This is a genomic window from Streptomyces sp. SP18BB07, from assembly GCF_036322545.1.
Lineage (GTDB): Bacteria > Actinomycetota > Actinomycetes > Streptomycetales > Streptomycetaceae > Streptomyces > Streptomyces deccanensis.
The window spans coordinates 181579-202653 of record NZ_JAQYWT010000367.1 but is presented as its reverse complement, the minus strand read 5'-3'; the positions used below and the strand labels follow the sequence as shown (position 1 = coordinate 202653).

Here is a 21075-nt window from a genome sequence, read left to right as displayed (position 1 = left end):
CGGGGCCGACACCCCGAGCGACACGGCGATACGCGAGAAGCCCCCGACGGTGTCACCACCGTCGAGGGCTTCTCGCGTATCGATCACGCGTATCGATCACGCGTATCGGTCAACGCGCATCCGTCACGCGCATCCGTCACGCGTACCGGTACACGCTCCCGATCTCCTCCATCTGCCCCGGCGTCACGTTCCACGGCGGCATCCGCTCGTCGCGCGCGAGGATCCGCCCCCGCTGGGAGTCGCCCCGGGCCGGCGGCTCGGCCGGGAGGTAGCGCGCGCCCCGGTGCCGTCGCTGCCAGCGCGTCCACTGGAGGTCGATGAAGGCGTGGTGCAGCCAGAAGACGGGGTCGTTGACGGAGGCGCCGCCGACCATGTGCCCGCCCACCCACCGATGCACCCGGTTGTGGTTGAGCCACGAGCCGTTGCCGGTCCCCTGCCCCCACCCTTCGAGCCGGTTGCGGAACCCCCCGCGCGTGACCGAGTTCCAGGGGGCCTTGTCGTAGACCGGATCGGCGAGGGCCGCGTCCAGGTCACGGGCGGTGGGCAGACCGACGGGGTTGCGGGGGTAACCGAAGTCCCGAGTGAGGTACTCGACGTCCGTGAGCCCCTCCGTGATGGTCCACCCGCCCGTCCCGTACGCGAAGGGGCCGGTCATCACCCGCTTGTCGGAGCGTCGGCCGTTGCCGCCGAGCAGATCGGCCGTCCACGGCACCGACGTGGTCGTCCGGTCCCGGGTCCAGTCCCAGTAGGGCACGGTCACCGAGTCGTCGATCCGGCGCAGCGCCTTCTCCAGCTCCAGCACGAAACGGCGGTGCCAGGGCAGGAAGGAGGGCGCCATGTGGGCCGTACGCAGGCCGCCGTCGCCGTCGGAGACGTAGTGGTCGATGTGCATCCGCACGAACTCGTCGTACTCACCGCGCTTTTTGAGCTGCAGCAGGGCTCCGACGAACCGCCGCCGCTCGCCACGGGTGAGGGTGCTGACGTCCTTACGCGTGTAGGCCATGACCGACCGCCCCCTCCACCATGGCCGCCACGCGCAGACGCTGGGCCATACCCAGTTCGTCGACGGCGGCGCGGGTCGCCTCCAGGGCCGTCGGGTACGAGCGGTAGTGGTCGATCATGCTCAGATACGTGCCGTCGGCCCGCCGCATCAGGTGCAGCGGGCGGCCGTCGACGGTGACGCCCCAGGTGTCGACGCCGGGCGCCCGTGCGCCCAGATAGGCGGCCTGGCCCGTGTCGGTCCTGGAGCCGCGGATACGGCGGCCCCGGTACGTCTCGTCGAACTCGGCCTCCTCCGGGCGCGCCGACCGGCGTGGCCACGCGGCGGCGACGACGGGGGCCACGGCCAGGGCGAGGGCCGACACGCCCAGGGCGCGCAGCGCGTTGCGGCGCGTTCTGCTCCGGCCGGCGGCGGGGTCCACCGTCACTCTGCTCGTCGCTCTGCTCGTCCTTCTGCCGACGAACAACACTCTCTCCTCGTCGTGTTCGGTAGCGGTGACCCCCGGGCGGCCGGCCCGGGCGCGTCCGGTCCGGGCCTCGTCCTCCGTGTCGCCGCGGGCTCAGACGAGCCCGAGGTTCGCGGTCGGCGCCGTCCGCAGCACCGGGGTGAGGACGGCTGCCTGGGGGTCCTTGAGGCTGGGCAGACCCAGCGCGTCGGGGTTGGGCGCGGTCAGCGGGGTGTCCACGTTCAGCCCGGGGGTGAGGGTCCGCAGGTCGGCGGCAGGGGCGTCGAGGCCGACCCGCTCGAAGCCCTCCCCGACGAGGCGGGGCAGCGGGGTCTCGGCCCGCAGCCCCGGCAGCGCGGCGCCGAGCGGCACCTGCGGCAGGGCGCTGGCGGGCAGCAGCCGGCCCTCGACGTACTGCGGTCCCTCGGGGGCACCCGGGGTCAGCAGCGGCATTTCCCCGCCCAGCCTGGGCATCTTCACGTTCAGCGAGTGCTCCACCCCTTCGAGCGGTACGGGGACGGGGACCGTCTCGGCCGCGACGGCGGGGGCTGCGGAGGCGCCCACCGCGGCCACCACACCGGTGACGACGGCGGCAAGGGTTCCTCGGGTGGTCGGCTTCATCTCGGTACGGTCCCTTTCAGGATTGGGCGGAATCCGGGGCTCGGCGTCCGTACTCGGTGAACGATCCGCGGATCTCCCTCAGCCGAAGAATCGCCCGAGTGCCGCAATAGTCCGAGAGGCCTATCGACCCACTGGTCGGCTGATCAAACTGGTCAGGTCATCGGCTGGTCGGGTGGGCATGTGGTCAGCTGGTCCAGAAATCCCACCAGCGGGTCAGGATGAGCATCCCGATCACTCCGAGGTGCACCACCGGGAACACCCAGGTGAACTCGCCCAGGAAGCTGCGCAGTCCGGTCGGCGCGGGCAGGAAACCGTTGCGGACGACGAACGAGGTCACGTACCAGAAGAGGACGATCGTGGCGATCCAGGCCAGGCAGCACCACAGACAGAGCGAGTTGATCCGGTACAGCGACTCGAACTGGAGCCAGGTCACGAAGCCGACCCCGAACAGCGTGCCCGCGTCGAAGGTCAGCCAGTACCAGCGTGGGAACGCCGCACCGGCGAGCAGACTCGTGCCGACGCAGATGACGATGCCGTAGGCCACCAGACCGATCATCGGATTGGGGAACCCGAAGGCGGAGGCCTGGTCGCTCGTCATGATGTTGCCGCAGGAGACGACCGGGTTGAGGCTGCACCCGGGGGTGAAGCTCGGGTCCTCCAGCAGCTTGAACTTGTCGAGCGTGATGACCCACGAGGCGAGCAGCCCGGCCGCACCGCTGATCAGCAGCAGGATCGCGAAGGCACGACTGGCGCCCGCCGTACCTGCCCGACCCGCCGATCGCCCTGCCGGGGCGGTCATCAGCCGCGCAGGGTGCGGGCCGGCAGGAGGACGTGTGCCGCGCTGGTCAGCGTCTCGGTGTCGCCGGCGAAGGCGGCGAGGGCCTCGGGCTCGACGGGCGTGCCGGGCCGGGCCTCGGGCCAGGGGCGGGTCGCGAAGAGCAGATAGGCGAAGCCGCGTCGGCCGACGGCGGCGAGCCACTCCGGCGGAGCGGGGCACTGGGCGTTGAGCTGCGGCATCGTGACGACGGCCTGGCCCGCCTCGACGAGCAGGGTGACGGGCAGGCTGGGGTGGGCGGCGCCGTCGACGACCTTCTCGCCGATGGACAGACCGAGGCTCGTCAGCAGATCGGCGACGGCGGCCGTGGAACCCTCGGGACCGCTCTGCCCGTCGCCCAGGGTGTAGGCGAGCAAGTAGGGCATGTCCCCGTCGGGGGCTTCACCGCTCCACGCCATGACGACGAGCGTGCCGAGGTCTGCGGGGCGGAAAGGGCGGGTTTCAGCGGAAGTTGAAGTCACCGCGGAACCCTATCCACGCCCGCCAAACGACCTGGCCGCCTTTTCACCCGACCGGGCGACAGCCGACGACCGACCACACGAACGAGGGACCCGCCTCGAACACCGTGGAATTCCCTCTCCGGAGGGGCGCGGTCACGGACCGGGGGGCGGGAGAACGACCGGGGCCGGTTCCGCGAACGCGCGGAACCGGCCCCGTGGGACCGCGAGGGGAACGGTCAGCCCTGAAGAGGCAGACCGCCGAGGAGCTGGCCGGGGCCGCCGGAGGAGTTGAGGGTCTTGGTCGCGCCGCTCACCGTGTGGAGCACGGAGTCCTTGTTCTCGGTGTCGAGCGCGTTCGACTGCTGCTGCAGGGGGGCGGGTGAGATGGGCTCCTTGAAGAGCGTGTTCACCGCGCCGTTGAGGCTGGTGGGCGTGACGTCCGTGGCGTCGTAGGCAAAGGCCGGCGCGGCGGCGCCAGCGATGGCCATGGACCCGGCAACGACAGCGGCGGCCTTCAGGGACTTCATCGTGTTCCTCTCCTCGGAATACTGGAAGCACTGCGCCGTGTCCAACGAGCCCTGGCGCCGACGGAAACCCCGTACCGGACAGGTCATATCTGACGCCGAACAACAGGTCATACGAAAGAGCCGTCGAACCGACCGGGAGGGCGACCGGCCCGACGGCTCTCTCCGCGGTGCCTACCGAATCGGCGGCACGGCCGCGGGCGGCGCCACCGGCAGCTCCGCGGGCGGCGCCACGGGCAGTTCCGCCGGCGGCTGTACCGGCGGCAGGTCGGCCGGGACGGGGAGGCCGCTGCCGACCAGGATGGCGGCGATGACCTTGAGCAGGGCGGTCACCACTCCGGTGACGGCGGGCACGACCTGGGCGAGGTCGCCGGAGGTGACCGCCTTGAGCAGGGCGTCGACGGCGGACTGCAGAGCGGCCAGCGCGTCGGTCACCGGGTTCGCCGCGAGTCTGCCGACCGGCTGCGCGGGGCCCCGGTCGTACGCGGGCAGCGTGACGGGCAGTTGCGGCGCGGCCGGCACCGACGGCGCCGCCGGGACCGCGGGCGTGCTCACGGCGGGCGGCGCCGGGGGCACGGCGGGCGCGGGCGGCGGGGCGGGGACGGCCGGAGTGACCGGGACGGCGGGCGCGGCCGGGTCGGCCGGCAGGGAGGCCGGCGGCGTCTCCGGTGCCGTCGCCTTGGCCTTGGCCTTGTCGATGGCATCCCGCACGGCCTTGCCCAGCTCGGTCACCTGTTCGGCGGAGAGCTGACCGTTGTCCGCCTTGAGCACGGCGTCGAGCAGATCGGTCACCGGCTTCAGTACGCCACCGAGGTCGCCCAGACCCTTGAGCTGTACGAGGAGCGCGTCCGCGCCGGGGACGGGGGCGGCCGCCGACCGGGCGCGGTCACGCGTCGTCCCGGCGTCGGCCGCCAGGGCGGCGGGGGCGGTGACGCCGAGCAGGAGCGTGGCGCAGAGGGCGGGGACCGCGAGACGCCGTGCGGACAGAGCACGCATGAATGTTCCTTTCAACGGTGCGACGATCGGCTTTTCGCCTCGTCTTTGACCTTGACCTTCGGCCTTGGCTTTCAGCTCTGGCTTTCGGCCTTGTCTTTTCACCGTGAAATCGGCGTTCTCCGTCTGCAACCGAGGGGCCCCATTCGGGGCAACACGAACCGGCCGCCCTCCCTGCGGGGAGGACGGCCGGTTCGTGTGTCAACGTGCGAACGTCAGTCCGGGGACGTCAGTTTTCGAACGTCAGTCGTTGAAGCACTTGTTGCCGAACGACGGGTTCAGCAGACCGATGATGTTGACGGTGTTCCCGCACACGTTGATCGGCACGTGAACCGGAACCTGCACGACGTTGCCCGACAGCACGCCCGGGGAGTGGGCGGCGAAGCCCTTCGCCTCGCTGTCGGCGGTGGCGACGCCGGCGGTGCCCGCCACGGCCGCGGCAGCAACGGAGGTCAGGGCCAGGCCCTTCGCGATACGCGACATGGAGAGGTGCTCCTTGGAGTTGATGCAAAAAACACTCGGGCGGGGATGCCCGGCGCTGGAGTCAACGCGCGGCATGCGCCGGGGGTTGTGCCTCCAAAGGGGTGATCTCCCGAATCGCTTGCTTCACCGTTCCGACACAGTTGGCATGTTCCGCGAATACATACACATAGCGGGCTAGAGTTGCGCACCTCCCCAGGCCGCCGCGGCCTTTATCAGATCCGCAGATATTCGACGCCTCGACGGTCTGCGGAATCGCCCCGACAAGCACCCGAAAGGGCACCGCCGGTCATGCGAATTCACCCGGGTCCTCTGCTGCGCCGCGCATGGGTGGGCTGCTGCGCCCTCGCCGTCCTCTGGGGGCCAGGCGCTCCCGCGACGGCCGCCCCACCCGGTCCCTCTCCCGAGGCCGAGCGCCTGGCCTTCACCCAGCGCTACCGGGCGCTGCAGCACGGCGGGATCGTCCGCGCGGCCAACTCCTCCATCACCTGCCGCACCCAGGTGGCGGCGCCCCAGCCCTCGACGTCCGCCCAACCCTCGACGTCCCCGCCGACCCCGCCGTCGTGCGCCGACGCGCGCGGGGGGCGTACCGCCGTGAACGACGACTTCGACATGTTCTACGTCGACGTCGACCGGGACCCGAACACCTACAACTCCAGCCGGGGCGAGGTCCGGCTGCCGCCGGGCGCGCGGGTGTCGTACGCGCGGCTGTACTGGGGCGGGAACCTGCGGGTCGGTGAGCAGAAGCCGCCGAAGGACAACGGACGGGTGCTGATCGCGGAGCCCGGCGGCGCGTACAAGGAGGTGCTCGCGGACTCGGTGGTGGGGCACCGGGTGATGCGGGACGCGGACGCGTTCCAGGCCTCGGCGGACGTCACGGACCTGGTGCGGTCGAGCGGTTCGGGGCTCTACACGGTGGCGCAGGTCAATGTGGCGATGGGCCGTTCGGCGGCCGGGGCGTGGGGCGGCTGGACTCTGACGGTGGCCTACGAGAACCCGGCGGAGCCGTTGCGGCACCTGGCGATGTGGGACGGGTTCGACACGCTCTCGACGGGCTCCGACGCGCTCCTGACGGACGGTGGGCAGCGGGTCCGGCTCAGTGGAGCGGCGCTGCCGGAGCGGGCGCGCGGGACCGTGGGGCTGGTCGCCTACGACGGGGATCGCGGGAGCGCGGGCGACTCGCTCACCGTTTCGACCGGGCGGGGTCCCGCCGTCACGCTCGGGGACGCGGCCAACCCCGTCGACGACGTCCTGAATTCGACGATCAGCCAGCAAGGGGCGCTCGTCACGGGGCGTACACCCGCGTACGCGAACACCCTCGGATACGACTCGGACGTTCTCGAACTGGACGACGAAATCCGGCGCGGTGGTGACCAGTTGGCCTTCCGTCTCGTTTCGCAGCGGGACGCGGCTTGGGTCGGGGCGCTCTTCGTCGCCGTCGACGCCAAGCCGTGACGCGCGCCGCCCGGCGCCGCCCTTGAGCGAGGAACCCGCATGCAACTGTCACCATCCGACCCTCCGTCGCGGATCCTGCATGTCACCCAGCCGGTCGACGGCGGCGTGGCCCGCGTCGTGACGGACCTGGTGCGGGCCCAGCTCGCCGACGGCCTGCGCGTCGCGGTGGCCTGCCCCGACGGTCCGCTCGCCCCGGAACTGCACGCGCTCGGCGCCGATGTACGGCACTGGGCGGCCACCCGGTCGCCGGGGCCCACACTCCTGTCCGAGGTACGCGGGGTACGGCGGGTCCTCGACGACGTACGGCCCGACCTGGTGCACGCGCACAGCGCGAAGGCCGGGCTCGCGGGCCGGCTCGCCGTACGGGGGCGCGTGCCGACCGTGTTCCAGCCGCACGCCTGGTCGTTCGAGGCCGTGGACGGCGCGATGGCGGCGCTGGCGCTCGGATGGGAGCGAACGGGGGCGCGTTGGGCCTCGCGCGTGGTGTGCGTCAGTGAGGCGGAGCGCGTCACCGGGGAGCGGGCCGGGGTGCGGGCGCGCTGGACGGTGATCCCGAACGGGGTCGACGCCGGGCGCTTCCACCCCGCCGCCGTCGACGCCGTGCGCGCCCAGATCCCGCTGCTGTCCGGGGTCGACCCGACAGCGCCGCTGGTGGTGTGCGTGGGCCGGCTGTGCCGGCAGAAGGGGCAGGACGTGCTCCTCGCGGCGTGGGAGGCGGTGCTGCGGCGGGTGCCGGGGGCGCGGCTGGTGCTGGTCGGGGACGGGCCGGAGGGCGAGCGGCTGCGGGCCCTGGCGCCCGAGGGCGTGCTCTTCGCCGGAGCCGTCGCGAACGCGGTGCCCTGGTACCAGGCGGCCGATCTGGTCGTCCTGCCGTCGCGGTGGGAGGGCATGGCGCTGGCGCCGCTGGAGGCCATGGCGTGCGGGCGGCCGGTCGTGCTCACCGAGGTGGACGGGGCCCGCGAGAGTCTGCCGCCCGGACAGGAGCCGGTGCCCGTCGAGGACGCCTCGGCGCTCGCCGGGGCCGTCGCCCGTCTGCTGCTCGACCCGCTGCTGCGGGAGTCGCTCGGCCACCAGGGTCGCCAACACGTACTGACCACGCACGACGTACGGCACACGAACGAGGCCGTCGCGGGCGTGTACCGCGAACTGCTCGGCGGTGCGGACGGCCGGCGCGGGAAAGCCACCGAGTGCAGGGAGTCCATCCACACGTGACTGCGGAACGTACGGAAAGTACCGTCCCCTCCTCCGGTGGACAGCAACGCGAGTTCGGCGGCGCGTCCGTCTCGGTGGCCCCGCCGCGTGAGACCGTCGGCGGCCTGACCTTCCCGGCCGGCCGGCGCCCCGTCGCCCGGCCTCCCTCAGGGCTGCCGCTGCTCGCCGTGGACGGCGGCGCGGCCCTGCTGGCGGTGCTGCTGCTCACCGGTGACACGACCCCCGGGCGCCCCCTGATGGCGGCCGCCCTGGCGCTGGCCGTGGCGTGGTTGAACACCAGGGCGCGCCTCTACCGGCCGCCCGCCGTGCCCGCCGTGCTCGACGAACTGCCCGCCGTGTGCGGGCGGATCGTGCTCGGCTGGTGTGTGCTCGGCGCCGGTGTGGCCGCGCACTCCCCCGATCACGCGCTCGCCGCCCACGAACTGGCCCTCGGCTGCGCCCTGCAGTCCGCGGCGGCCTGTGTCGGCCGGGGCACGGTCCACTGGCAGCGGCGCCGGGCCCTGGTCCGGCGCCCCGGCGCGGCCCTGGTGGTGGGCCCGGCGGCGACCGCGCAGCGCGTGGCCGCCGCCTTCCTGCGCCACCCGGGGTGCGGCATCCGGCCCGTCGGTGTCGTCGCCGACCAGGGCGGCGGGGCCGACGGCCTGCCCGTGCTGACCACCGCCGAGGAGGTACGGCGAGCCGCCCTCCAGAACGGTGTGCGGGCCGTGCTCGTCGTCGGCTCGCGCATCGAACGCGCCCCGCTGCTGCGGACGTTGGAGGACGCCGGCTGCACGCTGTGGGAGGTGGACGCCGAGTCCCCCTCGTACGACCCGGACGGCTCGACCGAACTGCTCGCCGGGTTCGCCTGCCGCCGGCTGGAACTGACGCGCAGTCATGAGACCGTCGGAAAGCGGCTGGTGGACATCGTGGTGTGCGGGGCGCTGCTGTTGATGGTGAGCCCGCTGCTGCTGGTGTGCGCGGTGGTGCTGCGGTTGAGCGACGGGCCCGGCGTGGTGTTCCGGCAGGAGCGGATCGGGCGGGACGGGCTGCCGTTCACACTGCTGAAGTTCCGCACCCACCGGCCGGCCGACGCGCACGAGGCGGCGACCCGGTGGAGCGTGGCGAACGAGCAGGAGATGAGCTGGTTCTGCCGTTTCCTGCGGCGCACCTCGCTCGACGAGCTGCTCCAGCTGTGGAACGTGTTGCGCGGCGACATGAGCCTGGTCGGCCCGCGCCCCGAACGGCCCTACTTCGTGGCCAAGTTCGGACAGACCTATCCGGGCTACGCGGCCCGGCACCGGATGCGGACCGGCATCACCGGACTGGCCCAGGTCACCGGGCTGCGCGGGGACACCTCCATCGAGGACCGGGCCCGCTTCGACAACGCGTACATCGACAACTGGTCGCTGTGGCAGGACTTCTGCATCCTGGTCCGCACGGCCGCCGCGCTCGTCCGTCCGACGGGGAGCTGACCGTGACGTCTGTGCGCGCTGCGGCGCCCGTCCTGCCCGTGGTCGCCGTGGTCGCCGCGCTCGCGCTGCCGATCACGTCGGACGCCGAGGGCGGGGCGACCCCGGCCGACGCCGTCTCCGGCCTCCTCGTGCTGTGGTGCGCCGCGGGGCTGCTGCGGGATCGGCGGCGCCCCCTGACCCGTACGGCGGCGGTGGTCCTCGGGCTGCCGGTCGTCGGGCTCGCGCTGGCCGCGGCCGGGGCGGGCGACCCGGGGGCCGGGATCGCCGGGCTCGGCCGGTACCTCCAGGTGTTCGTGCTGGTGCCGGTGGCGGTCCTGCTCTGCGTCCGGAGCCGGTCCGACTTCCGGGTGGTGGCCTGGTCGTTCGTGGGGCTCGCGCTGTGGCAGGGCGCGGTCGGGGTGCACCAGTACGCCACCGGAACCGGGGCCAGTTACGCCGGTGAGGACATCCGGGCCGTGGGGACCTTCGGAGCCGGCGACGTGATGGGGATGGCGACCGTGGTGTCGTTCGGGCTGGTGTGCGCGGTGGGTCTCGCGCTGGCGCCCGCGACGGCGAAGCAGCGGGCCTGGGCGCTGGTCTGCTCGGCGCTGCTGGTGCTGCCGCTCGCGGTGTCGTTCAGCCGGGGCGCGTGGATCGCGGCGGCGGCGGCGTGCGGGCTCCAGGTGGTGCTGGCCGGGCTGCGGCGGGCGGTGGCCGTCTTCGCGGCTGTGGCCGCCGTGGGTGTGGTCCTCGTCGGCGGGCTCGGCATCGGGTCCACGATGCTCCAGGACCGGATCAGCAGCATCACCCGGGTCACCGACGCGCCGGACCAGTCCGTCACCGACCGGTACACCATGTGGGCCGCGGCCGCCGGCATGTGGCGCGAACAACCGCTGACCGGCGTCGGGTTGAAGGGCTTCCCCGAGCACCGCGACAGCAACGCCTCGCTGGCGCTCTCCTCCGGCAGCGACATCGCCGGCGCGGGCACGGCCTACCAGAAGCAGCCGCTGCTCTCCCCGCACAACATGTACCTCCTGGTCCTGAGCGAGCAGGGCCTGATCGGCCTGCTCGCCCTCGGGGGAAGCTGGCTGGCCCTGGCGGTGTGCGGGGCGCGGGGGCTGGTACGGGCGCGACGCGAAGCCGGGCACGGCGGGGACGGGGGGCACGGCGCGCGTGCCGGGCACGAACGTGGTGCCGACGGATCCGCAGGCGGCGCCGGTGGGATCGCGCCCGGGACGGGTGGGATCGACCGCCGGTCAGGTGGTGTCGACCGCCGCGCCGGTGGTGTCGACTGCGGGCTCGTCGCCTGCGGGCTGGTCGCGTGGGTGCTGGTCGACTTCATGTACGCGGACATCGGGGGGCCGACGACCGTGCTGACCGCCGTGTGCTTCGGGCTGGTGGCGTGGTGGGCCCTGGCGGACCGGACGGCCACGGGCGCCGCTCCGGTCGGGGCCGCCACGGCCCGCGTCCCGGAGGAGGCCGGCACACGATGACGACGCCTCCTCGCACTCCGCACGGAACACCGCCGCGGCCGCCGCACCGGGCGCGTGCTGCTGCCGACACCGCCGACTCCGTGTCGACGGCTGCGGACCCCGCCGACCGGGGCTCCACGGCTTCCGGCGCCGCCGATCCCGCGCACGCGGTCCACACCCCCGCCGACCCCGCACCCGCTGCCTCCGGCTCCACGGGCCTCGTCTCCGGGGCTTCCGGCGCCGCGGATCCCAAGTCCGCGGTCCACACCCCCGCTTCCGATCCCGCACCCGCTGTCTCCGGCCCCACGGGCCGCTTCCCCAGGGTCTCCGGCCCCTCCGAACCCAAGTCCGCGGTCCACACCCCCGCCGCCTCCGGACGCGCCGCCGATCCCGCGTCCGCGTTCCCCGGCCCCGCCGCCCCGGTGCCGTCGGCCTCCCCCGTCGCCGAGGCCTTGGTGCCCGGTGCCCGGGAGGCTGATCTCTCGGAGGTCGCGCCTCCCACCGGGCGGTTCCTCGCCAAGGCCACGCTCGTCACGGCGGCGCTCACGGCGGCGGCGGCCTTGCTGGGGCTGGGCCGCGACCAGGCGCTGTCGTATCTGTTCGGGGCCGGCAGCGAGACGGACGCCTTCCTGGTGGCCTGGACGGTGCCGGAGTTCGCGGCGACGCTGCTGATCGAGGACGGCATGGCGTTCGTGCTGGTCCCGGCCTTCAGCGTGGCCGTGGCCCGCCGCGCCCGGGGCGGCGTGGGCGACCCGGTCCGCTCCCTGGTCGCCTCGACGCTCCCCCGGTTGACGCTGGCCTTCGTCGCCGCTGCCCTGCTGCTGATCGTCGGCGCGCCCTATCTCGTCGAGGCGCTCGCCCCCGGTCTCCCCAACCCCCGACTGGCCGTCGACTGCACCCGGTTGACCGGCACCTGCGCCCTCTCCTTCGGTCTCGCCGGCTACTGCAGCGCGGCCCTGCGCGCCCACCGCCGGTTCGTGGCCCCCGCGGCGATCTACGTGGCCTACAACGTCGGCATCATCACGGCGATGTTCGTGCTCGGCGGACGCTGGGGGGTGCGGGCGGCGGCCGTGGGCGTCGCGGTGGGCGGCGTGCTGATGATCCTCACCCAGCTGCCGTCGCTGCTGCGCCAGTTGCGCCGCAAGGGCCCCGCGTCCGAACCGTACGAGGCATCCGTACCGTACGAGGCACCCCACGCGCCCGGGTCGGCCCAGACCCCCGAATCCGTCGCCTCCGCCGCCCGTCCCGTCGAGTTCGCCCTCATCAGCACCGTCCTGCTCTTCGCGCTCTGCCGTCAGTCCCAGGTCCTCATCGAGCGTTTCCTCGGCTCGACGCTGCCCGCCGGGGCCATCTCGCACCTCAACTACGCGCAGAAGGTGGCCCAGATCCCGATGACGTTCTCGCTGATGCTGTGCACCGTCACCCTCCCGGTGGTGGCGCAGGCGATGGCGGAGGGCGACACCGAGCGGGCCCGCAGCCGCGTGGAGAAGGACCTCGCGCTGGTGTCGTGCATCGTGCTGCTCGGCGCGGCGGCGATCTTCGCGTGCGGCCCGCAGATCATCGAACTGCTCTTCCAGCGCGGTGCGTTCACCGCGCGGGACACGGCTGCCACCGCCGCCGTGATGCGGGTGTACGCCCTCGGGCTGCTCGGCCACGCCCTGGTGAGCGCGCTGGTGCGCTCCTACTTCTCGGCGGGCCGGCCGACCTGGTACCCGCTGGTCGCCATGGTCACCGGGATCGTCGCGACCTCGTGGATCGGCGCGGCCACCGTCGGTTCGTGGGGCGTCCTCGGCATCGCCGCCGCCAACGCGATCGGCATCACCCTGACCGCCCTGCTCCTGCTGTACGGCATGGGCGGCCGGGCGGTGCCGATCCGCACCCGGCAGGTGGTGACCGAGATGAGCCGGCCCGTGCGGGCGGCCGTGGCCGCGGGCGTGGCGGGGATGTACTGCGCCGACCGGATCGACGCGCCCGTCCTCGGTCTCGCCGTCGGCGGCGCGGTCGTCGCCTTCGTCTTCGTCCTGCTGGCCTGGGCCATGGACGCCTCCGGTATCACGCCCGCACTCCGTTCCGTCACACGAAGGCTCGCCGATGTCCGTATCCGCTGATCGCCCGCCCGTCCCCGCCGGTCGCCCGTCCGCGTCCGGGAACGGCCCGTCCGCGTCCGCCGGTCGCCCGTCCGTCCCCTCCGGCCGCAGACCGGCGGGCACCGCCGCCGCGCACCTCTGGGTGGCCATGTACCACTCGGTGGGCGACTGCTCCGACGACCCGTACCGCGTCACGGTCTCGCCCGACCGGCTCGACGCGCAGCTCGGCTGGCTGCGGCGGCGGGGGCTGCGCGGGGTCGGCATGGCCGAGCTGCTCGCCGCCCGCGCCCGGGGCGAGGGCCAGGACCTGGTGGGGCTCACCTTCGACGACGGGTACGCCGACTTCGTCGACAACGCGCTGCCGCGCCTGCGGGCGCACGGCTGCGGGGCCACGCTCTTCGTGCTGCCGGGACGGCTCGGCGGCGAGAACGCCTGGGATCCGCTGGGCCCGCGCAAACCGCTCCTCGACAAACAGGGCATCCGGGTGGCAGCCGGGACCGAGGGCATCGAGATCGGCTCGCACGGCCTGACCCATGTCGACCTGACCGAGGCGGACGACGAGACCCTGCGCGCCGAGACCGCCGACAGCAGGGCCCTGCTCACCGAGCTGATCGGCGCTCCGGTCCAGGGCTTCTGCTATCCGTACGGCACCCTCGACCAGCGCGCCGCCGACGCCGTGCGGGACGCCGGGTACGCCTACGCCTGCGCCATCGACCCCGGCCCGCTGAACGGCCCGTACGCGCTGCCCCGGGTGCACATCGGCGAGGAGGACACGGCCCTGCGGCTGCTGCTGAAGCGGAAGCTGCACCGGCTGCGCCGGCGTCCCGTCGAGGGGGTCTGAGGCCGACGTGAAGGCGCTGCACATCATCACCGGCCTGGGCGTCGGCGGCGCGGAACAGCAACTGCGGCTGCTGCTGCGCCATCTGCCGGTCGACTGCGACGTGGTGACGCTGACCAACCCGGGCCCGGTCGCCGACGGTCTCACCGCCGACGGCGTCCGCGTGACCCACCTCGGCATGGCCGGCAACCGCGATCTCGCCGCGCTCCCCCGGCTGGTGCGGTTGATCCGCGGGGGCGGCTACGACCTCGTCCACACCCATCTCTACCGGGCCTGTGTCTACGGCCGGCTCGCCGCCCGGCTGGCGGGGGTCCGCGCGGTGGTCGCCACCGAGCACTCCCTGGGCGACTCGCAGATGGAGGGCAGACGGCTCTCCGCCGGCGTGCGCGCCCTCTACCTCGCCAGCGAGCGGCTCGGCCGGTCCACGGTCGCCGTGTCGCCGACCGTCGCCGACCGGCTGAAGCGCTGGGGGGTGCCGGCCCCCCGGATCGAGGTCGTGCCCAACGGCATCGACCTCGCGGGCTTCCGCTTCGACGCGGATCTGCGGGAGCTGACGCGGCGGCGGCTCGGGCTGCCGGAGGACGCATACGTCGTCGGGGGCGTCGGCCGGCTCGCGGCGAGCAAGCGGTTCGACGTACTGATCCGCGCCCTGGCCCAACTGCCGGATGACTGCTGGCTGTTGGTGATCGGCGGCGGAGCCGAGGAGAGCGTGCTGCGGCGGGCCGCCCAGCGCGCCGGGGTCGCCGACCGGGTCCTGCTCACCGGGGAGCGCCCGGCCGCGGGAGCCCCCGGCGCCGATCTGCCTTCCCTGATGAACGCCATGGACGTGCTCGCCTCGCCCAGCGCCGAGGAGGCCTTCGGGCTCGCGGTGGTGGAGGCGATGGCGTCCGGGCTGCCCGTGCTCTATGTCTCCTGTCCGGCGATCGAGGACCTGCCCCCGGACTCGACCGTGGGCGCCCGACGCGTTCAGGGGGGCGCGGAGTCGTTCGTACGCGCCCTGCTGGACGTCCGCGCGCAGGGCGCGCGCTCCCGCGCGGTCCCCGCCGCCGCCCAGCACTACTGCATCACCCGCAGCGCCGCCCAGCTCATGGACGTGTACGCGGCCGCCGTCTCCAGCACGCCCTCGCCGACCCCGCCCCTGGGAGTGAGTTCCGTATGACCGACCGTACGTCCGAACACCCGACCGACAGCCCGACCCGTGGGTCGGCTCCCCCTTCCCGCGTCAGGTCCCTGCCCCCCTGGTCCCTGCTCGCCGCCGGCGCGCTGCTCGGGGGGCTGGCCGGGGGCGCGTACGGCGTGGTGAAGGCGCCCGTTTACACCGCCACGAGCTATGTCGTCGCCGTGCCCGCCGAGGGGTCTGACCCCCAGACGGCGCTCGGTTTCGCCCAGGCGTACGGGCGGGTCGCGACCCAGGTCGCGGTGCTCGGGGACGCCCAGGTGTGGGCGGGGGTGCCGATCGGGACACTGCGGAAGAACGTGCGAACGGCGACGTCACCGGACGCGCCGATGGTCGCCGTGTCGGCCACCTCCGCACGGCCGGACCTCGCCGCCGACATGGCCAACGCCGTCTCACGCGCGCTGACCCGGCACGCGAACGACTCCGAGCGGTCGACGCGCGTCGAACTCCGGGAGTTCGCCCGCGCGACCAGGCCGACCGAGGCGTCCTCGCCGTCGTCGACGGTGACCGGCCTGGTGGGCACCGCCGCCGGCGGGCTGCTCGGCGGGCTCGCCCTGCTCGTCCGGCCCCGGCGCACCCCACAGACACCACCCGCCGCCTCCGTACCGGGCCCCGCTCTCGCCGCAGACACGCACGGACAGCTGTGACCAGCACCCTGCACACGGCGGCGAGCACCACCCTGCGCGCCGAACTCTGCACCGACGAGGCCGAGTTCGGCGAGCTGACCGAGGCCTGGGACCGGCTGTACCGGCGCTGCGGCGCGGCCACCCCGTTCCAGAACCACGCCTGGCTGCACTCCTGGTGGCTGTCGTACGGCACCCCCGGCAGACTCCGTCTGGTCCTGGTCCGCGACGGGGCCGAGCTGCGCGCGGTCGCCCCGTTGATGCTGGTACGGCGTCCGCTGCCCACCCTCGTCCCGCTCGGCTGTCCCATCTCCGACTTCGCGGACGTCCTCCTCGACGACGAGCACGCCGAGCAGGCGTCGGCCGCGCTCGCCGAGGGGTTGTCGGCGGTCGCCCGGACGGCGTTGATCGACTTCCGCGAGGTACGGCCGGGCGCCGCCGTCGAACGGATCTACGACCGTTGGCGGGGTCCGCGCCGCAAGGTGGCCGACTCGGTCTGTCTGGAGCTGCCCGCCCAGCCCATGGACGAGCTGCTCAAGCGGCTGCCCAACTCCCGGGCCCAGCGGGTGCGCGCCAAGCTCCGCAAGCTCGGCGACCTCGGTATCGAGCCGCGTGCGGTGCGCCCCGACGAGGTGGACGCGGCGCTGCGGACCATGCTGGACCTGCACCGGCTCCAGTGGCAGGACCGCAAGGTGACGACCGAGCACATGCGGCCCCGCTTCTCCGAACACCTGGTCCGCTCGGTCGGGCCGATGGTGCGCTCGGGGGACGCCGTGGTGACCGAGTTCCGGCTGGGCGGCGACGTCCTGGCCGTCGACGTCACCCTGCTGTCGCGCCGGCTGGCGGGCGGCTACCTCTACGGCGCCCACCCACGGCTGCGCGAACGCAAGGCGGACGTCGCCACCATGCTGCTCGACGCCTGCGCCGGGCACGTCGGCTCCGGCGCCCAGCAGGTGCTGAGCCTGCTGCGGGGCGCGGAGCCGTACAAGCTGCGCTGGCGTCCGGACACCGTGGTCAACCAGCGGCTGCTGCTGGCCCGCCGCCGCACCGCACCGCTGCTGTCGGCGGCGGCCTGCGACGCGGCGGCCCGCGGCCAGGGCAAGGAACTGGTCCGACGCTGGCGCGCACGCAAGGACGCGAAGAATCCGGAGGGCGCGAAGAAGGATCGCGGTGGCGGCGGGCGGTGAGCTGCCCGCCGCCGTCCGCGGGTCACCGGTAGCGCGCCCACCAGTCCGTGCGGATGCAGAGCTTCCCGCCGATCCAGTACTCCACCCAGTCGCCCAGCTCCAGCGGCGAGCAGTTCGGCGGGCGTACGGGTGTGGTGGGAGCCGGCTTCGGCGTGGGGGTCGGTGTCGGGGTGGGTGTGGGTGTGGGTGTGGGTGTCGGCTTCGGAGTGGCGGTCGTGTCCGTGTCGCGGCCGAAGAGCATCGACCGGTACACCTGGGCCGCCTTCGGGTTGGCCGCGCACTGCCAGACACCGTGCGGGCAGTAGTCCGTGAGCGTGTTGTAGAGCGGCTTGTGCTCGTCCATCCAGGCGAGCATGCGCCGCATGTACTCCGGGTTGTCGCCGTTGCGGAAAAGTCCCCATTCCGCATATGAGATGGGCTTCTTGTGCGCCTTCGCGAAATCGACGTGTGCCTGCAGACCGTACGGTTCCTTCACCTGCTCGTCGAAGGTGATTCCGCGCGGCTGGTCGTAGGAGTCCATGCCGATGATGTCGACCGTGTCGTCCCCCGGATAGCACTGCGTCCAGGGAATGGCGTCCCGGCCGCGGTTCGGGGTCCAGTCGAACTTGAACTTCTGACCCGGCACCGCGCGCATCGTGGTGACGATCCTGTTCCAGTACTTCTTCCAGCTCTCCGGGTCGGGCCCGCAGCGATGGGTGTACGTGATGCCGTTCATCTCCCAGCCGAGCACGATCACCGTGTCCGGGATCTTCAACTCGACCAGCCGCTCCGCGAGTCGGCGGTAGTGGTGGTCGTACTGGCCGGCGGCGGCGCGGCGCAGCAGCGCGCGGACCTCCCAGTCGGAGACGCCCTCCTCGTTGCGCTCCATCATGGGCACGTTGAGGACGAACATCCGGTCGTCCTCGTCGCGCCGCCACTCCGCCCAGGAGTCCAGGAAGCCGGGCAGGCCCTCGATGTTGGACCAGCGGTCGCCCGGCAGATAGGTGTGCGCCACCCGCAGGTCGGAGCCGCCCAGCCAGTCGCTCAGCTCGGCGATCCGGGCGACGCCACGGGGCCCGTAGTGCAGATAGGCGCCCATGGCCGGCAGCTGCTCGGGAGGCTTCGGGGTCTCGGAGGGAGTGGCCGGCAGGGGCGAGGTGCCCTGCGGCGCGACGGACGCACTCGGGACGAGGGGCGCCGTCGGAGCGGCCGGAACCGTGGGGGCCGGCGACACCGTGGGGGTGGCCGGGGTCATGGGGGTGGCCGGGGTCGTGGGGGTGGCCGGGGTCGTGGGGGTGGCCGGAGCCGCCGGAACCGGTGGGTCGGTCACCCGGACCACCATCCGCGTGCCCCCGGCGTACACCGGGACCGACGCGAGGGCGAACGACGCGACCACGCCGGCCGCGACGAGCGCCAGCCGTCTGCCGCGCGACCGCCTGTGCCGATGCCGCCGCTGTTGTGGAGCCATGTCCGCTCCCCTCTCCGCTTTCTTCACTTCACTGCTTTCCGCCGCCGATTTCCACCTACTGACAATCAGTCATACGAATACGAATTCCGCCAACTGGGGCTCCGGCCTTCGGGTGCCCGAATCGCCCGCACGGGTGACCCGACGTCAAAGAAATGTGCGAGGACCCCGACGAAATGAATGTGTCGCCGCTCGACACCCGCGTTCCGGCCGTACTGCTGCGGACGGACCGCAATCCCTTCCACCACGGAACCCTGGGAGCCGTACGGTCCTTGGGGCGGGCCGGGGTGGAGGTGCATCTGGTCGCCGACTGCGCGGCGAGCCCCGTGCGCAGCTCACGGTTCATCCGCGCGACCCACACCCCACCCCGCCCGGGGGCCTGTCTCGACGAGTTCGCGCGCGTCCTGCGCCGGGTGGCGGACCGGGTCGGCCGCCCGGCCGTGCTGGTCGCCCTGGACGACGCGAGCGCGGTGGCCGTCGCCCGGCTGCGTGCGGAGCTGACGGACCGTTTCCTGCTCCCTGCCGGGCCGCCCGACCTCGCCGAGCAGGTGGCCGACAAGGCCGAGCTCGCCGTGCTGTGCGGGCGGCTGGGCCTCCCGCACCCGGCGACCGCCGTCCCCGACAGCGCGGCGGAGGCGGAGGCCGCCGCCCGCGAGCTGGGCCTGCCGGTGGTGGCCAAGTGGAGCCGACCGTGGCTGCTGCCCGCCGGCTCGGGACTGCGCAGCACGGTGGTGCTGCGCTCGGCCGGAGAGGCGGCGGACCTGTACCGGCGCTCGGAGCGGGCGGGCAGCCGACTGCTGCTCCAGGCCTTCCTGCCGCCGGGGCTGGACCGCGACTGGTTCTTCCACGGCTACGTGGACCGCGCCGGAGTCGTGCGCTGCGGCGGGCCCGGCCGGAAGCTGGGCGCCTGGCCGCCCGGCGCGGGCCTGACCACCGTCGGCCGCTGGACGCCGAACCCCCGGGTCCAGGCCCTGGCCGAGCGGTTGACCGGCGCGCTCGGCTACCGGGGCGTGTTCGACCTCGACTTCCGCCGCGAGGGCCGGACCGACGTCTACCACCTGCTCGACTTCAACCCCCGTCCCGGCGCCCAGTTCCGGCTCTTCACGGACACCGCCGGCGTCGACGTCGTACGCGCCCTGCATCTGGACCTGACCGGCCGTCGGGTGCCGGACGGGGCGCCGGTGCCGGGCCGGACCTTCGTCGTGGAGAACTACGCGCCGCTGACCGCGCTGCGCCCCCATCCGCTCCCGTGCCCGCCGTCCCGGCCGGGTGCGCGTGAGCTGGCCTGGTACGCGCGGGACGACCGCGCCCCCGGCCTCGCGCTGTGGTCGCTGTGGCCGCGCCACGCACTCGGCCGACTGCTGGCGGCCCGCACGCCCCCTCCCGTCCGGCACGAGCGCGCCCCCGACCACCACCGCGCCCCCGACGGCCACCGGGCGGAGAACCGCGCCGGAAACCGTGCCGAGAAGTGCGCCGAGAACGAGAAAGCGAGCAGCGCCTGATGTACGACCTGCTGGTGGTGGGCGCCGGCCCGTACGGCCTGTCCATCGCGTCCCACGCCGCGGCCGCCGGGCTGAGCCTGCGCGTCCTCGGCCGGCCCATGGCGTCCTGGCGGGACCACATGCCACCCGGCATGTTCCTCAAGTCCGAGCCGTGGGCCTCCAACCTCTCCGATCCCGATAGTCGTTGGCGCCTGGACGTGTACTGCGCGCAGCGCGGCGTCAAGGCCCGCCACGGGCTGCCGATCCCGGTCGGCACCTTCGCCTCGTACGGCCTGTGGTTCGCCCGAAACGCCGTTCCCCCCGTCGACGAACGGACGGTGGCATGCGTCCGGCGCCGCTGCGGTGGCTTCGAGGCGGTCCTGACCGACGGCGACGTGGTCCGCGCCCGTACGGTGGTCCTCGCCGTCGGTGTGATCCCCTTCGTCGAAGTCCCGCCCGTGTTGCGCGAGTTGTCCGCCGACCGGGTCTCCCACAGCAGCCACCACCACGACCTCGGCCGGTTCCGGGGCAGGGACGTCACGGTGATCGGCGGCGGGCAGGCCGCCCTGGAGACGGCCGCGCTCCTCGCCGAACAGGGCACCCGGGCACGGGTGTTGGTCCGCTCCCACCACCTGCGTTGGAACGACGTGCCACCCCCGCTGGTACGCCCCGCGCGGCACTCGGTCCGCTCCCCGCACAGCGGGCTCGGTTGCGGCTGGCGCAACTGGTTCTACGCCGAGCGGCCCGGCTGGTTCCGCCGTCTGCCGGAGTCGCGGCGGGTACGGGTGGCCGCCGAGGCGCTGGGACCCGCGGGTGCCTGGTGGCTGCGCGACCGCGTCGAGCGCACCGTCGAGGTACGGCTCGGCCAGGAGGTGGCGGTGGCGTACGAGACGGGCGACGCCGTACGCCTGGAGACGGTCGATCGGAGCGGCGAGCTCACCTCGCTGGACACCGAACACGTCATCGCGGCCACGGGGTTCAGGGCCGGCTGCGACCGGCTTGACCTGCTGGCGCCGGAGGTGCGCGCGGACCTCGTGCCCCTGCCCGACGGCTCGCCCGCGGTCGGGCGGGACTTCGAGTCCACGGTCCCCGGTCTGTTCTTCGCGGGCCTGACCACGGCCGCCGGCTTCGGCCCCGCGATGCGCTTCGTGCACGGCGCGTCGTTCACGGCGCCCACCCTCGTACGAGGGGTACGGCGGCGGCTGCGCTCAGGGGTGCCCGGCGACCGGATCCCGGTGCCGGGGGCACGGGCCGACCTGGCGTCCACCGCCGGGTCGTGACGGGCTCGGGTGCCGGGCGGCGCGCCCCCGGCACCCGGAGCGACTCACCGT

General features: G+C 73.6%; 20 protein-coding genes. 11 read left to right on the top strand and 9 right to left on the bottom strand.

Annotated features, from left to right (window positions below):
- Window positions 1-136 precede the first annotated feature (136 nt).
- The 8 genes from PUR53_RS44450 to PUR53_RS44415 all read right to left on the bottom strand — a co-directional run bounded on the left by PUR53_RS44450 (window position 137) and on the right by PUR53_RS44415 (window position 5341).
- Window positions 137-1003, bottom strand: a complete 867-nt coding sequence (locus tag PUR53_RS44450; protein ID WP_329912284.1) for a tyrosinase family protein — start codon at window positions 1001-1003, stop codon at window positions 137-139.
- Window positions 987-1427 (bottom strand): tyrosinase family oxidase copper chaperone, encoded by a 441-nt coding sequence (locus PUR53_RS44445; protein ID WP_329912283.1) that lies wholly within the window; start codon window positions 1425-1427, stop codon window positions 987-989. The genes PUR53_RS44450 and PUR53_RS44445 overlap by 17 nt, the downstream gene beginning before the upstream one ends.
- Before the next feature lie 132 nt (window positions 1428-1559).
- On the bottom strand, window positions 1560-2066 hold the full coding sequence (locus PUR53_RS44440) for a hypothetical protein (protein ID WP_329899458.1): 507 nt from the start codon (window positions 2064-2066) through the stop codon (window positions 1560-1562).
- Window positions 2067-2250: 184 nt separating this feature from the next.
- Window positions 2251-2865, bottom strand: a complete 615-nt coding sequence (locus PUR53_RS44435) for a vitamin K epoxide reductase family protein (protein WP_329899457.1) — start codon at window positions 2863-2865, stop codon at window positions 2251-2253.
- Window positions 2865-3362 (bottom strand): DUF5949 family protein, encoded by a 498-nt coding sequence (locus PUR53_RS44430; RefSeq protein WP_239754383.1) that lies wholly within the window; start codon window positions 3360-3362, stop codon window positions 2865-2867. The genes PUR53_RS44435 and PUR53_RS44430 overlap by 1 nt, the downstream gene beginning before the upstream one ends.
- A gap of 215 nt (window positions 3363-3577) precedes the next feature.
- Entirely contained in the window at window positions 3578-3868 is a 291-nt protein-coding gene (locus PUR53_RS44425) for a hypothetical protein (RefSeq protein WP_329899456.1), read from the bottom strand.
- Window positions 3869-4039: 171 nt separating this feature from the next.
- Window positions 4040-4861 carry a hypothetical protein gene (locus PUR53_RS44420; protein WP_329899455.1) on the bottom strand — a complete coding sequence of 274 codons (822 nt, stop codon included), beginning with the start codon at window positions 4859-4861 and terminating at the stop codon, window positions 4040-4042.
- A gap of 240 nt (window positions 4862-5101) precedes the next feature.
- Window positions 5102-5341, bottom strand: coding sequence for a chaplin (locus tag PUR53_RS44415; RefSeq protein ID WP_239754387.1), 240 nt, complete (start codon window positions 5339-5341; stop codon window positions 5102-5104).
- A gap of 288 nt (window positions 5342-5629) precedes the next feature.
- Between PUR53_RS44415 and PUR53_RS44410 the strand changes: the two genes are divergently transcribed.
- From PUR53_RS44410 to PUR53_RS44370, 9 genes are all read left to right on the top strand, one after another.
- On the top strand, window positions 5630-6793 hold the full coding sequence (locus PUR53_RS44410) for a DUF3344 domain-containing protein (RefSeq protein WP_329912282.1): 1164 nt from the start codon (window positions 5630-5632) through the stop codon (window positions 6791-6793).
- A 39-nt stretch (window positions 6794-6832) separates the two neighbouring features.
- The gene (locus tag PUR53_RS44405; RefSeq protein WP_329912281.1) at window positions 6833-8005 is read left to right on the top strand and encodes a glycosyltransferase; all 1173 of its coding nucleotides are present in this window, start codon (window positions 6833-6835) and stop codon (window positions 8003-8005) included.
- Window positions 8002-9456 carry an exopolysaccharide biosynthesis polyprenyl glycosylphosphotransferase gene (locus PUR53_RS44400; protein ID WP_329912280.1) on the top strand — a complete coding sequence of 485 codons (1455 nt, stop codon included), beginning with the start codon at window positions 8002-8004 and terminating at the stop codon, window positions 9454-9456. The genes PUR53_RS44405 and PUR53_RS44400 overlap by 4 nt, the downstream gene beginning before the upstream one ends.
- Window positions 9457-9467: 11 nt before the next feature.
- Window positions 9468-10928: an O-antigen ligase family protein gene (locus PUR53_RS44395; protein ID WP_329912372.1), complete on the top strand. Its 1461-nt coding sequence runs from the start codon at window positions 9468-9470 to the stop codon at window positions 10926-10928.
- Window positions 10925-13015: a lipid II flippase MurJ gene (locus PUR53_RS44390; RefSeq protein ID WP_329912279.1), complete on the top strand. Its 2091-nt coding sequence runs from the start codon at window positions 10925-10927 to the stop codon at window positions 13013-13015. Before PUR53_RS44395 ends, PUR53_RS44390 begins: the two co-directional genes overlap by 4 nt.
- Before the next feature lie 127 nt (window positions 13016-13142).
- A complete protein-coding gene (locus PUR53_RS44385) occupies window positions 13143-13835 on the top strand; it encodes a polysaccharide deacetylase family protein (protein ID WP_329912371.1) in 693 nt (230 codons plus the stop codon).
- 7 nt (window positions 13836-13842) lie between these two features.
- Entirely contained in the window at window positions 13843-14991 is a 1149-nt protein-coding gene (locus PUR53_RS44380; protein ID WP_329899450.1) for a glycosyltransferase, read from the top strand.
- Entirely contained in the window at window positions 14988-15656 is a 669-nt protein-coding gene (locus PUR53_RS44375; RefSeq protein WP_329912278.1) for a lipopolysaccharide biosynthesis protein, read from the top strand. The genes PUR53_RS44380 and PUR53_RS44375 overlap by 4 nt, the downstream gene beginning before the upstream one ends.
- A complete protein-coding gene (locus PUR53_RS44370) occupies window positions 15653-16819 on the top strand; it encodes a GNAT family N-acetyltransferase (RefSeq protein WP_329899448.1) in 1167 nt (388 codons plus the stop codon). The genes PUR53_RS44375 and PUR53_RS44370 overlap by 4 nt, the downstream gene beginning before the upstream one ends.
- Before the next feature lie 22 nt (window positions 16820-16841).
- Here PUR53_RS44370 and PUR53_RS44365 read toward each other — a convergent pair whose 3' ends face one another.
- A complete protein-coding gene (locus PUR53_RS44365) occupies window positions 16842-18266 on the bottom strand; it encodes a glycoside hydrolase family 26 protein (RefSeq protein WP_329912277.1) in 1425 nt (474 codons plus the stop codon).
- A gap of 179 nt (window positions 18267-18445) precedes the next feature.
- Between PUR53_RS44365 and PUR53_RS44360 the strand changes: the two genes are divergently transcribed.
- Window positions 18446-19765: a carboxylate--amine ligase gene (locus PUR53_RS44360; protein WP_443080441.1), complete on the top strand. Its 1320-nt coding sequence runs from the start codon at window positions 18446-18448 to the stop codon at window positions 19763-19765.
- On the top strand, window positions 19765-21024 hold the full coding sequence (locus PUR53_RS44355) for an NAD(P)-binding domain-containing protein (RefSeq protein WP_329912370.1): 1260 nt from the start codon (window positions 19765-19767) through the stop codon (window positions 21022-21024). Before PUR53_RS44360 ends, PUR53_RS44355 begins: the two co-directional genes overlap by 1 nt.
- The last annotated feature ends 51 nt before the right edge of the window (window positions 21025-21075 follow it).